11 protein-coding genes and 1 pseudogene are annotated in these 13,304 nt (G+C 40.1%); 3 read left to right on the top strand and 9 right to left on the bottom strand.

Annotated features, from left to right (window positions below):
* Positions 1-210 precede the first annotated feature (210 nt).
* The 5 genes and pseudogenes from QMA00_RS01790 to QMA00_RS01770 form a co-directional block, all read right to left on the bottom strand.
* Positions 211-1,751, bottom strand: a pseudogene (locus QMA00_RS01790) (AbgT family transporter).
* A gap of 166 nt (positions 1,752-1,917) precedes the next feature.
* Positions 1,918-2,193, bottom strand: a complete 276-nt coding sequence (locus tag QMA00_RS01785) for a YfcL family protein (protein ID WP_010391380.1) — start codon at positions 2,191-2,193, stop codon at positions 1,918-1,920.
* Between the two features lie 3 nt (positions 2,194-2,196).
* Complete coding sequence (locus QMA00_RS01780) at positions 2,197-3,339, bottom strand: ATP-NAD kinase family protein (protein WP_076921564.1); 1,143 nt, start codon at positions 3,337-3,339, stop codon at positions 2,197-2,199.
* Positions 3,329-3,883, bottom strand: coding sequence for an elongation factor P hydroxylase (locus QMA00_RS01775; RefSeq protein ID WP_076921562.1), 555 nt, complete (start codon positions 3,881-3,883; stop codon positions 3,329-3,331). Before QMA00_RS01775 ends, QMA00_RS01780 begins: the two co-directional genes overlap by 11 nt.
* A 165-nt stretch (positions 3,884-4,048) precedes the next feature.
* The gene (locus tag QMA00_RS01770) at positions 4,049-7,237 is read right to left on the bottom strand and encodes an HD domain-containing phosphohydrolase (protein WP_076921560.1); all 3,189 of its coding nucleotides are present in this window, start codon (positions 7,235-7,237) and stop codon (positions 4,049-4,051) included.
* 196 nt (positions 7,238-7,433) lie between these two features.
* Between QMA00_RS01770 and QMA00_RS01765 the strand changes: the two genes are divergently transcribed.
* Positions 7,434-8,132, top strand: coding sequence for a 2'-5' RNA ligase family protein (locus QMA00_RS01765; RefSeq protein WP_076921558.1), 699 nt, complete (start codon positions 7,434-7,436; stop codon positions 8,130-8,132).
* A 46-nt stretch (positions 8,133-8,178) separates the two neighbouring features.
* On the opposite strand, the gene QMA00_RS01760 is transcribed toward QMA00_RS01765, so the two are convergent.
* The 3 genes from QMA00_RS01760 to prmB form a co-directional block, all read right to left on the bottom strand.
* Positions 8,179-8,565, bottom strand: coding sequence for a DUF4112 domain-containing protein (locus QMA00_RS01760; protein ID WP_010391373.1), 387 nt, complete (start codon positions 8,563-8,565; stop codon positions 8,179-8,181).
* 126 nt (positions 8,566-8,691) lie between these two features.
* Complete coding sequence (gene aroC / locus QMA00_RS01755; RefSeq protein ID WP_076921556.1) at positions 8,692-9,789, bottom strand: chorismate synthase; 1,098 nt, start codon at positions 9,787-9,789, stop codon at positions 8,692-8,694.
* A gap of 91 nt (positions 9,790-9,880) precedes the next feature.
* A complete protein-coding gene (gene prmB / locus QMA00_RS01750) occupies positions 9,881-10,816 on the bottom strand; it encodes a 50S ribosomal protein L3 N(5)-glutamine methyltransferase (protein WP_008466678.1) in 936 nt (311 codons plus the stop codon).
* Between the two features lie 297 nt (positions 10,817-11,113).
* Here prmB and smrB point away from each other — a divergent pair, with 297 nt between their 5' ends.
* Together smrB and QMA00_RS01740 are read left to right on the top strand one after the other, a co-directional pair.
* Positions 11,114-11,671, top strand: coding sequence for an endonuclease SmrB (gene smrB / locus QMA00_RS01745; RefSeq protein WP_076921554.1), 558 nt, complete (start codon positions 11,114-11,116; stop codon positions 11,669-11,671).
* Positions 11,672-11,688: 17 nt separating this feature from the next.
* Positions 11,689-12,612, top strand: a complete 924-nt coding sequence (locus QMA00_RS01740) for an AEC family transporter (RefSeq protein ID WP_076921552.1) — start codon at positions 11,689-11,691, stop codon at positions 12,610-12,612.
* A gap of 66 nt (positions 12,613-12,678) precedes the next feature.
* Here the strand turns inward: QMA00_RS01740 and sixA are convergent, their stop codons facing one another.
* Complete coding sequence (gene sixA / locus QMA00_RS01735; protein WP_171034749.1) at positions 12,679-13,155, bottom strand: phosphohistidine phosphatase SixA; 477 nt, start codon at positions 13,153-13,155, stop codon at positions 12,679-12,681.
* Positions 13,156-13,304 lie beyond the last annotated feature (149 nt).

Below are 13,304 nucleotides of genomic sequence, written 5' to 3'. Positions count from 1 at the left end.
AATATCATTTTTGATTCAATACGTTAGTAAATCTCTTAACCAGAGTTCAGGTTAAATAATTCACTTAGCCCGCTCCCCACAGCTCGAACCTCGTGACCCGCCCCCACTAGCCTTTGATACCTCAAACCTCTTTATGAATAATGCATTTAACACAAAAAAGCCCCACCAGTTCATGGTGGGGCTTCTACTTTTTTATAGCGATTAAATTTGTTAAGGCGCTACTGCTGGGTACACGTAGCTGGCATCAAGTCCTAATGGGATACCGAGTGCCCAGTAGCCTAGCAAGAAGATACTCCAACCGATCATAAAGGCGATTGAATACGGTAGCATCATCGCGATAAGCGTACCTATGCCTGTGCCTTTAACGTATTTTTGACAGTACACCACCACCAGCGGGAAATATGGCATTAGCGGGGTGATAATATTAGAGCTAGAATCTCCCACACGGTACGCTGCTTGCGTTAAGTCTGGCGAAATACCGAGCTGCATTAGCATAGGTACAAATACCGGACCTAATAGTGCCCACTTAGCCGAGCTTGAACCAACAAACAAGTTTACAAAACCAGTTAGGAAAATAATCCCTACTACCGTTACAGAGCTCGGTAACTCCATTGCTTTTAATACTTGAGCCCCTTCAATTGCCAGTAAAGCACCTAGGTTTGATTTACTAAATGCAGCAATAAATAATGAACAAAAGAATGCCATAACAATGTAATACGCCATACCATTCATGGCTTTGCTCATCGCATCTATCATGTCTTTAGAGCTTTTAAAGGTGCCTACGGTAAAACCATATACTGCGCCTGGGATCCAAAACAGTAAGAAGATTAGCGGCACTATTGACTGCATTAGAGGTGAACTAAAGTTTGTTAAAGAGCCATCGCTGCTGCGCATCGCTGAATCAGCGGGTGCAGATACATACGCTAATAACGCAATACCTGCAATCATTACGGAACTAGCAATAAGAAAGGCGCGCTTTTCGTCACTACGGGCATCTTCAAATGCTGGTAGGTCTTGAGTTTCGCCATCAACTGGTGAATTTTTTAAACGTGGTTCAATAATTTTATCGGTGATGTACCAGCCTAACATTACAATAAATAAGCTTGATGCTGAAGCAAAGCCCCAGTTATTAAGCGGGTTAATGCTCATTGTTGGATTAATAATTTGTGCTGCACTTTGCGTAAAGCTTTGCAGTAACGGGTCAATCCCAGATGGAATAAAGTTAGCGCCAAAGCCACCGCTAACCCCTGCAAATGCCGCTGCAATACCGGCAAGCGGATGACGACCTGCTGCAAAAAATATTACCCCAGCAAGTGGAATAACCAGCACATACCCTGCATCGGTAGCCGTATGGCTCACAATAGCTACCAAAATAATTGAGGGTGTTAGTAATTTTCTAGGCGTTACTTTGAGCATTAATTTAAGGCCGGTATTAATAAAGCCCGAATGCTCTGCAACGCCTACACCTAGCATAGCATAGCAACCAGTACTACACCCAGTGGCGCAAAACCGGTGAATGTTTTTACCATAGAAGATAAAAAAGTGGCCAACGAATCGCTGGCAAGCATGTTATTAATAATAATGGCTTCGCCAGTACGAGGGTCTATTGCATCAAATGTGACGCTTGAAAACCACCAAGACAAAAACCAGATTAATAACATGGCAAACAAAAAGATAATTGCTGGATCAGGAAGCTTATTACCTACCCGCTCAACAAAATTTAAAAATCGCGCAACTATGCCAGTTGGCATTGTCGCATCATTATTGTTATTCATTTCACTTGTTCCCTAGAATTTAGACTGTACTACTTTAGCGTATCTAAGGAATGAGGTAAATTTTAACTGAATAAACAAGTTCTTTTTTAGGCACAAAAAAACGCGGCTCAGTAGCCGCGCTATTTTTAATGAATAAAAAAGCTTATGCGAGTGCTTTTACTTCATCCCATATTCTTACTACGAGTGCTTTATCATCTTCATTAAGTTCGCCATTGCGATAAGCTTTTACTAAGCTTTTTTCAACCGTGTCGTTTAGTTCTGCAATTTCTAGATTTAACTCTTCAACTTGTGCATACCCTACCGCTAAATCAAAGTGGCCGCGTAAATAACCGCCAGCAAATAACTCGTCATCGGTTGCTTTTATCACTAAGTCATCAAAATATTGCTGCGCAGCATCTATGTAATTTACTAAACTCATGTGTTACTTCTCCTCAAGGTGCAGCCCATCTTGATGACCTACTGCATACATAATATGGTCGTTAAACCCACTGGTTACACGTATATAACCGCTTAATTCATCATCTAATTTGCTATCGCCGGTGTCACAAATCAGCGGTCGGCCATTTAAAGCCTGTAATTTTGTTTTAGTAGCCACCACAATAATATTATCGCGGCCTATCGCTTTAATTAACGCAGGGCTGAGTTGTTGATTACCTCGACCAAAAATATGCCCTTGGCCGCCAATTAGGGTGATCACTAACTTTGTTTCACGTTCTTTGGTAAGTTCAAGAAGTTGCTGTGCTGTTAGGTCTTGCCCTACTAAAGCTTGATCTTCAACTAAATCAACACCGAGTAAGGTGTTTTCAAGCCCCATCTCTTCCATCACTGCGCCAACGGTAGAGCCACTGCCCATTACATAGAGGGTATCGGCATCCATTTCACTGACCACATAAGCGGCAATATCAGCAAGTACCAATTCATCGGTTTCTTTACCGCCATTTTTAACCGCTTGTACATAGCGTACTTCACTTGGCACTTGCATTTCACCATAACGTTTTGCTTTTACTGTTCCTTGGCGAAAGGCGACTTCATCAATGTCCATGACATCGGCATCGCTTAGCGTTACCAATTCACCTTTTACCAGCATTTCAACTACACGGCCTGCGGCTTTTGGCGTTATGGCATAGACGCCGGAATGAATTTTACACCCAGCAGGAATGCCCAACACGGGTACAGAGTCTTCTACAGCATGGCAAATATTGCGCGCCGTTCCGTCGCCACCAGCAAATAAGATTAAATCTACACCTTGTTGCTGTAATAAACGAGCTGCAGCTTCGGTATCGTCACTGGTTGTGGGTGAGTTACTTTGATAAACCACTTGCGTATTAAAGCCCAACGCTTTTGCTGTTTGCTCCCCCATTTCATCATTAACAGTATAAATAGTAATGTTTGATTGATGAGGTACAAGCACTTCAAGTGCAGCTTTAGTGCGGCTATTTGACTTAGGCTCTGCACCTAATGCAATGGCTTTAGCAGCGGTGTCTTCACCGTCACTGCCCTTAAGCGCAACACTACCACCGAGCCCTGCGACCGGATTTACAATCAATCCTAACTTAAACTGCATCTTTTAACTCCTCGGGAGAATGCCATGAAAACTGCGCAGCATGTAATGGCCACGTGGTGTTATAAAATTTACACAGTGCTTTTAATAGTAAGGTTGTTCTTGGGTTAAACCCGTTTTGCAATAACTCTAATAACTTTGCATGAACGCGAGACTGAAACGCAAATCGACATGTTTGCTCACCATTTAAATTATCTACCGATACGTTAAAATCAAACCCGGCAGCCACACTCAATGCCCACTCTATTGCTTGAGGTTTTACCTCTACTAATTCAAACTCCGCTTGCTGTGAAGCATCGCGCCCATCAGGGCAATACCAATATCCATAATCTTCAACTAAGCGGCGCTGAGAACCTGCCACTAACCAATGGGCTATTTCATGCAATGCGCTGGCATAAAAACCATGGGCAAACACAATTTGATGATGCGGGGTTGTATCATTTGCGGGAATGTAAATAGGCTCATGCTCACCTTTTACCAAACGCGTGTTATAGCTTTGGTAAAAAGTGTGTTCGAAAATAGAAATCAGATCAGCTACTTGGTGCATAAATACTTCGTATACTCGTTTGAACCCGATGCTTTATAGCCATATAAAACTAATATAAAGCGCACTAAAAACGAGGCGAATTGTACGTACTTTTATCTACAAAGTAAAAAACAAGCGATTAAAAACATTGTTAGCGCTAAGCGGTTTAATTTTAACGCTTTGGCCCTAAGTTATATATTTAGAAATATCTACTTCATCTATTTGTTCAGCATTGAGATAACGCTTAGCATAATCAAGATAAATACCTGAACTTAAAAATAATTCAAATACGGCTTTATCAACATGCTGATCGGCCACCATTTTAGCTAATATACTCATCGACTCACTGAGTGTTTTTGCCTTTTTATAGGGCCTGTCGGCTGCTGTTAATGCTTCAAAAATGTCAGCAAGTACCAACACCCGCTCAGGTATCGATAAATCATCGGCACTTAGTTTACGCGGATAGCCAGTTCCTTTTAATGTTTCATGGTGAGTAGAGGCATAACGCGGGACACGCTCCAACTCTTTAGGGAACGGTAATGTATCGAGCATACGTATGGTACTTATAATATGCTCATTAATTTTAAACCTATCCTCTTTAGTAAGAGTGCCTCTTGAAACTGTTAAATTATAAAGCTCCCCTAGATTATATTTATATTTACACGGAGCAATTTTTATTCCTAAACGCTCGTCATATTCAATCGGTTTATCATGAGGAATTAAATGCCAAGGCTTATCGCTGAGTAGCTTTTCAGTAGCAGGCAGCGTGTCACTCGTTTGTGCATAGCGATACATTTCGACAGGTGAAAGCCCTAGCTTATCGTCAAAGTGCCGCACCCAAGTAACATTGCTTAGCAAGGTTAAACGCTCAAGCGAGGCTTCTGTGATTTTTTCGCCGCCAATATTACACTGTGCAATAAAGGCAAAATCGTCCAGTAATTGTTGATGTTTAGCTGCCAACTGCTTAGCTAGCTCACTCTGATTTTTTGGGGTTTGTTGCAATGACTTGTAGTAATCAAGCTCGGCATCTCGCCAAAGGACTTCAAACCGTGTTCTTACTTCATGAATACGATTATAAATCACTTCCAACTTAGTACCTTTATCGACAATGTGCTCTGGAGTAGTTATTTTACCGCAATCATGTAACCAAGCAGCTAAGCTAAACTCTTCAATCTCCTCATCACTTTTAAATTTGAACGTTTGAAAGGCAGGTAACTCTGATTCTGAAGCGGCTTTAGCAAGCTCAATACCTAGCTCTGGGACACGTTCGCAGTGTCCCGCAGTGTAGGGAGACTTATCATCAATTGCTTGAGCTATAAGCTCAACAAACGAAGCCATGAGTGCTTTTTGGCATTCTTCGTGTTGTTGTATCGACTTGCTCATTTCGACCATAGAGCTGGCTAAAGTATTAATTTCTTTAATATGACTTTTTAAGGTTGAGACTTGCTTAAACTGACGATTTTTAATTTTATTATTTTCACCCACCAGCGTTTTAATTGGTGCAACAATGGGGGATGCAAAAAACCATGACACAGGTAATATCAAAATAAGGCAAACAGCAGTAATGATAAGAGAAAGCTTTATTTTTTTCCGTGTAGAACTCAATACATCTTCTTTAGAAACCATAATGGCTAAGTAACCTGTACTGGCTAGCGATAAATAGTCAGATAAAGGCTTAATAAATACATACTGTTCTTTGCCATTAATATGCACTAACTTTAAATTAGAGAAATTACTATCATCGTCTAATAAAGTAATTAATTGCTCATAGGGGACAGTGCCCACAACTTTTGATTTTTTCTCTGGATTAGTATTAAGCCATTTATCACTAAGTTGTTGTTTAAATTGCATAGGCAGTTGCGTGGCTGCATAGTCAAACAAGGCTTTTAATTGAGCGTCTTGGTTATGAAATAATAAGTGATAGTCATTTGAAAAAAGCGCGGCACTTTCTTCATCTAGTTGATTATACTGGACCCCATCAATAAAAAATTGTTGTTGGATATATTGTAATACCGCCTTGCTGTCTATTCCCGCATAGGTATCACCATTGGCTACATGCGTTAATAACGTTTTTGTATTGGGAACCTCTACTAAGTTAATTTCAGGAAATTGCGCTTGCAATGTTTTTACAATTGACCAGCCCTCACCCACTGCAACTGACTTACCAGCAAGTTGCTGTATGTGGGTGATTGGTAGGTTGCTCTGATGGTTAACAATACTCAAAGGCAAATTTACCATGGGTGTACTAAGCATACCTAAGGTATTATTCGTTGTGGTATTAACTACAGGATGAAGTACATCTATCTGATTATTTTTAAATAAATTAAGTAATTCTTGCCAACTAAGTCCATTAACATAATTTATCTTAATACCCAGTAGCTGCGCAATCGCATTGATATATTCAATATTGTAGCCATTGGGCGTACCACTAACACTAAAGTCCATAGGGGCCCAATTTGTTTCGTTTGATACTGTAATAGCCGGGTATTGTGCAATTACTTTTTGCTGTTGCTCGCTTAGCGTTAATTGTTTCAAGCTTTTGTTTTTATCAACCTTATCTTTCTGACTTGAAGCAACAATCTCTCCTTCTCGATTATATATAAATAACCGCGCAGAGTTATGCATACCTAACTGCTGCTGTTGTGTTAATAAATAATTAGAAATATTATCGACCATAACTCCAAGAGCTAACACATGGTCTTTGCCTTTGGTTTTAATCGAGTAGGTTTGGCCTGAAGTTTGTAAATGCGAGAATAAGTAAGGTTTAGTTTTATTCACCTGCTCTGAATTTGCTTGTTTAAACCACGTTTGCTCTCGAGGATCAAAAAACGTCGGTTTATTGGTTTGTTTTCTTAAGTTAAAATCAGCATCAAAGTAGTACCTGTGTTCTACCCTTTGCCCTTTTTCGGTTTTAATATGGATCACAACCCACCGGTCATTATCAACCGTATTTAAACGCTCTCTGACTATTTTACCACTCTCAAGATTGATAATTTCATAAAAGTCTCCGTTGCTATAGCCCATAGAAAATGCGTAAAACAAAGGGTTTAATTCCATTATTTCGCTCAATACATTACGCAGCTCTGTTTTGTCTGAAAAGTTATTACCTACTAGTGAAGTATTTTTAACCATCATATTTAAAGTATTTTCAGATTTTTCATTGATGCGTGATAGGTAATCAGCAACAGATTGCGTGGTCATATTGAAATGCAGCAGGTTAGACTCTAGTGCCATTTTTTCGCTGAAGTAATACTGTAAACTAGTGGCTATAATGGCGGTAATAGACGTTGCCAATACAAATACCGCCACAACCGTTAAACGAATAGAAAAGCGCACTGTTGTTCTTTTTAACTTATTTAACGCTTTAAATATCATTGAACTTTCCTTGAAGCACTTTTAAGAGCAATAAATACAGAGAGTTGAATACTGCTAAAAACAATATCCATAATCCGTATGGAGCTAAAGTAATATTAGTCACAAAATCAAAAATATAAAACTTTATGCACTTATTTACTGATCACTTAATTACGCTTACCATACACCAACCAAAAACCTAAATTGACTCACTCTTATGGTTAAACAACACCGCTCTTTTTCGTGGCTATTTATCTCTATTACATTTTTAACTCTGTTGGCTACTTCTGCCAGCAGTTATGCAAAAAGCTTAAGTATTAACGTATTTGCGATTCCTTCTAAGCCTATTGTTGAGTTAGTCGCTAACACCAGCGATAAATTAGCTACGCACCAAATTACTACGTTTTACCAACAAGGGTTACCCGTGCATGCCACCTTGTATTTAACGGATTACCCACTTGAAGCACAAAACGAAATTAAGCAAATGGTAGAGCGTATTGCCAAAGAACATCAGTCGTTTGAGATAAAAGCCAATGGATTTAGTGTGTCACCAAGTAATTGGGCATTTATAAATTTAGAAAAATCATATCAATTACAACGATTGGCAGATGAGATTACCCTTAAGCTTGAGCCGCTTCGCGATCATCAAGCACCAGTGCCTAGTTGGGTAAAGCATTACCATAATAAACTTGTGGCTTTTGAACGTTATGGCAGCCCTAATGTATTTCAAAATTTTCAGCCGCATTTAACCCTACTTGCAAATGAGAAAAATCCTGCATTAGCGTTAGTACAAAAAGCGCTGCACGCTGAGCCGCCGCAGGCACAAGGTGAAATAATTGGGATTGGAATTGGAGTGTCTGATCAGTTTGGTCAACAAAAAGAAATACTCGCTAAGTACTTTTTTGATGCCAAATAAATAGTTAATAGTGGGAGCTAATTACACATTTATTAACTTAAATGGTTTATGGGTTTGTGGTTAGCTTATCTGTTAAATGTTTTTTAAGTATGCGGGTGTTACGCGTATTTGCTTTAAACATGGCATCAAAAATATCTCCAAAAAATGGAATGAGCCCGCCAACAAAATCAATCAACATATTTATAATAATACGGCTTTTTACTCGCTTGCTAACACCTAAGCGCTGCGCTTCAATTAGTACATAGCCAGATAAAATAAGCCCTGCTAAATCACCTATCACAGGTAAAAGCCCAATCAACGACTCTACACCAAATTTAAATTTAGTAAACGGAATACCAATGCTGCTATCGGTAAAGCGGCTAAACTCTTCGAGTCGTTTTATTGTGGCTTTATATTCAGTTTGTGAGATGGAAGCTTGATTGTTTTTTTGCATACTAACAGCTCTCTTATTTTTAGGTGCGCTGAGCACATTTAAATTATTGAGCGGCAATAAAGATGTATAGCCTGTATATACTAAACGCACTATTGCCCGTTTAGTATAGTTTTAAACGTAAGGCGCTTAAATAGCGCCTTTAATTGGCCCATGTTCGTGGTTTACATGTGGGTTTTGACCGCGTTGACGAAGTAAATGATCCATTAAAGTAATAGCCATCATTGCCTCAGCAATCGGAATAGCACGAATGCCTACACAAGGATCATGACGACCTTTGGTGATCATTTCAACCGCTTCATTTTCGGTGTTAATACTATTACCGGGAATAGTAATACTCGATGTCGGTTTAAGCGCAATCGATGCGATTATATCTTGCCCTGTAGAAATACCTGCCAATACGCCACCGGCATGATTTGAGGTAAAACCATCAGGGGTTAACTCATCACGGTGCTCTGAGCCTTTTTGCTCAACCACATCAAAGCCATCGCCAATTTCAACGCCTTTTACAGCGTTAATACTCATTAATGAATGGGCAAGTTCGGCATCCAGCCTATCAAATACCGGCTCACCTAAACCAACTGGCACATTTTTAGCCACTACTTTTACTTTGGCACCCACTGAATCGCCTTGCTTTTTAAGCTCGCGCATATATTCATCGAGTGCTTCAAGCTTGCTAGCGTCTGGGAAAAAGAATAAGTTATTTTCCACCTCATCCCAATCGTAATTTTCGGCTTTAATAGGCCCTAATTGGCTCAAACACGCACGTACTTCAATACCATGAAATTGCTTTAAATACTTTTTAGCAATAGCGCCAGCCGCAACCCGAATAGCGGTTTCGCGCGCAGATGAGCGGCCACCACCACGGTAATCGCGTAGGCCGTATTTGTGCCAGTAGGTATAGTCACCGTGGCCTGGGCGAAATACGTCTTTAATTTTGCCATAATCTTGTGAACGTTGATCGGTATTTTCAATTAATAAACCAATGCTGGTACCAGTGGTTTTACCTTCAAAAACGCCCGCTAAAATTTTGATTTGGTCGCTCTCACGGCGCTGCGTGGTATAGCGACTTTGTCCAGGCTTTCGACGATCTAAATCGTGTTGTATGTCGGCCTCTGTTATCTCAAGGCCTGCGGGCGTGCCATCCACTACGCCGCCTAATGCAACGCCGTGGCTTTCGCCAAAGGTGGACACTTTAAATAACTGCCCTATGCTATTACCTGCCATTAACTTTCCTCATTCCTAATGACTTATAGCCGAGAATTAACTCGGCTATTGTTTTGCCCAGCCATTTCGGATGAATGGCTAGTATTAATTATTACTGTGCAAAGTAGGCATCTAGTTGTTGCTTGCTAATAACAAACACCCCTAATCCGCCTTGTTCAAACTCAATCCATTCAAATGGTGCGCCTGGATACAGTGCATCCATATGTACCATAGAGTTACCTACTTCGACAAATAACAAACCGTTATCTGTTAGATGCTCACTAGCTTGATCTAAAATAGTACGTGTTACATCAAGGCCATCGTGACCCGATGCTAACCCAAGCTCTGGCTCGTGGTGGAACTCACGTGGTAGATCAGCCATATCTTCAGCATCAACATACGGTGGGTTTGCTACGATTAAGTCGTATTTTTGCCCAGGCACACCACTGAATACGTCAGACTGGATCGGTAATACACGGTCACTTAGTTGATAGTCAGTGATATTAATATCAGCCACTTCAAGCGCTTCATAAGATATATCAACCGCATCAACTTGCGCATTCTCGAACGCTTGTGCCAATGCAATCGCGATACAACCTGAGCCCGTACATAAATCTAAAATACGCCCAACTGACTCTGGCTGCTCTAGCCAAGGTGTAAAACGATTATTAATAAGCTCAGCAAAAGGCGAGCGAGGAATTAATACACGTTCATCCACATAAAATGGCATATTGGCAAACCATGCAATATTGGTCAGGTATGGAACTGGGGTAAAATCGTTAATGCGCTCGGCAATTAAGCCTGCTAAACGGTTTTTTTCAGTGCTGGTTAAACGGGCATGCATCAGCTCTTTGGGTGCATCGATAGGCAAACTAAGCGCCGGTAATAACAAACTTACCGCTTCATCCCATGCGTTATCGGTGCCATGACCAAAGAAAATACCGCTACTTGCAAATTGACTAGTTGTCCAACGAAGCCAATCGTGTAAGGTTGAAAGTTCTGCAACAGCTTCATCTAGGGTTGCTTCTTCTATTAGTAATTCACTCATCAGTATTATCTGCCTGCTACTTTCAAAAAAAAATAAACTCAATCGGGGCGCATCATTGGCCCCATGATTGCCCTATTGTATACCCAAGCCACCTTTAGGTGCGAGCGCAGTTAGTGTTAAAAGCGATTTAGGTAAGGCTTTGATTGCAAATAATAGTCACTCTATTGTTCAAATCAATAACGCAGTATAAATCGCTTGTAAACTAACCTTAATGGCGCTGTACTATGCACCTCAAAGCTGCTTGGGTATCACACCTTTTTACTCGATTTTTACCGCTTTTTTGTTTAGACTGCCGCTATGAAAAAAGATCCCCACTCAAACAATCTAATTAGCCCTGATGACATTGACTTGTTTCGTCAAAGTATCAGTGGTGCGCGTGTATTTAAACAAGACACTCACCGTTTTAGCAATAAACCTAAAGTGTCACAAGCGAAGCAATTTGCCCAGCAAAAAAAGCAACAACAATCAGAATTTTTCTTTTCTGATGAATATGTGCCCGATATAGACACACATGGTACCGTTAATTATGTACAACAGGGTCAGGATCGTTTTTTAGCGAAACAACTTCGCCGAGGGGATTTTATACCTGATTTAACCCTCGACCTGCATGGCTTAAATAAAGAAGTAGCCAAGGATGAGCTCGCAGGGCTTATTCATGAGTGTAAAAAAAAGCATTATTACTGCGCCTGTGTTGTACACGGAATTGGCGGCCATATCCTCAGGCATAAAGTACCGCAATATTTAGTGCAACACCCCGATGTAATTGCTATGCACCAAGCTCCGCTTGAGTATGGCGGTAAAGGGGCGGTACTCATATTAATTAATTTACCGCAAAGTGATGAGTTTAGACGCTAATCAATAAGAGCCTTTTAGTGCATATATTTTCGATTATATTCCCGCTGATATTTATTGTGCTATGTGGCTATATTGCTAGCCGCAGTGGATTTTTAGAGCGAACCCACATCGCGGGGTTAAGCAAGTTTACTTTTTATATTAGTGTGCCGAGCTTTTTATTTTTAAATATGGCCAAAGCAGACTTACAAACCAGTGTCAGCTTAAATGGCTTTTTAAGTTTTTACATTCCAGTTATTTTAATTTACCTTTTTGCCCTAATTATTGACCGCCATATTCTCTCTAAACACCCTCAATACGAGCGTCACAGTGTGTTTGCCCTTGGCAGTAGCTATTCCAATACTGTATTGGTGGGCTTGCCGATTATTATTGCCGCATTAGGCGAGCAAATGATGGGCATTATTTTTATGATCATTACCTTTCATAGCGCGCTATTGTTTACCCTCACCTTTTTAATTAGTGCAAACAGTGCCAGTCATGTGTTTTCTTGGTCAACATTTGCCAAAAATATGTTACTCAATCCTGTCGTATTGAGTATTAGCATGGGTTTATTGGTAAATTTAGCAGGGATTACTTTATTTTTTGATTTAACTAATGGCTTAGCGCTTTTAGCTAAACCTGCCATTGCCTGTGCGTTATTTGTTTTAGGCGCAAACTTAGCTTTTTATAAAATTAGCGATAACTGGCAAGCGGCAGCTATTGCCAGCCTGTTAAAGCTAGTTATATTGCCCGCCTTAGTATTAGTGTTAAGCTCACATGTATTTGCTATTAATGAGTCGCTGTTAAAAGTACTCGTATTATTGAGCGCATCGCCCTTGGGAGTTAATGCGTACTTAATTGCATGCCAAATAAAACAACATCAAGATACGTTAGCCAGTGCGGTTGTTTTATCTACAGTTTTGAGTGTAGTGAGTTTTAGTATGTGGTTAACAATTCTACTGTAGACAAATACCTAAAAGTAGTAGCATTTACCTAACAGAAAGTGGCTTAGCTAAATGCTAATTTACACGCTATGTATCTACATTCGCTGGTGCATTGATGGTGATATAATCACTTTTGTGGCGAGTTTCATCATAACTAATTTGTGCAACAGCGCCGGTATTAAAAATAGGCATGTGCCCAGCACACAACTGATCAACCAAATAGCTCACCATAGGCATATGGGCAACCACAAGCCAGGTATCGCATTCTGGATGAAGCGCGATTAACGTTTCTAAATAATCTGCAGCAACCTGCGGGTTACCTTCAGGAATAATATCTTGGCAGGTCTCTTCAAATAAAAAGGTATTATTTTTTTTAACACCCTCAGCTGTTTGCTGCGCTCTTACATAAGGACTCACTAATAACCCCGTTGGAGCATGCTTTTTTTGTAACCACAGCCCCATTTTTTCTACCTGCTGATGGCCCAAAGGAGTCAAATTTCTACTGACATCATCAGAGTGCATCGGTATTGCTTCACCATGACGCATTATCAAGATTGTTTTCATAAAAAATCAACCAATTAAAGAATATAAAACAGTAGCCAGTTTGCTCGAATTTCCGCTATATTAATAACTCAAACCTATTTATTTTCTTAAAATAGTTCTTTCATGATGTTCAGGTAAATAGCATTGCATTCCTGAAGTTATCATCTGTT

Source organism: Pseudoalteromonas sp. APC 3694 (genome assembly GCF_030407565.1).
GTDB lineage: Bacteria > Pseudomonadota > Gammaproteobacteria > Enterobacterales > Alteromonadaceae > Pseudoalteromonas > Pseudoalteromonas tetraodonis.
The sequence above is the reverse complement of the archived record's forward strand: the minus strand, read 5'-3'. Positions and strand labels throughout refer to the sequence as shown.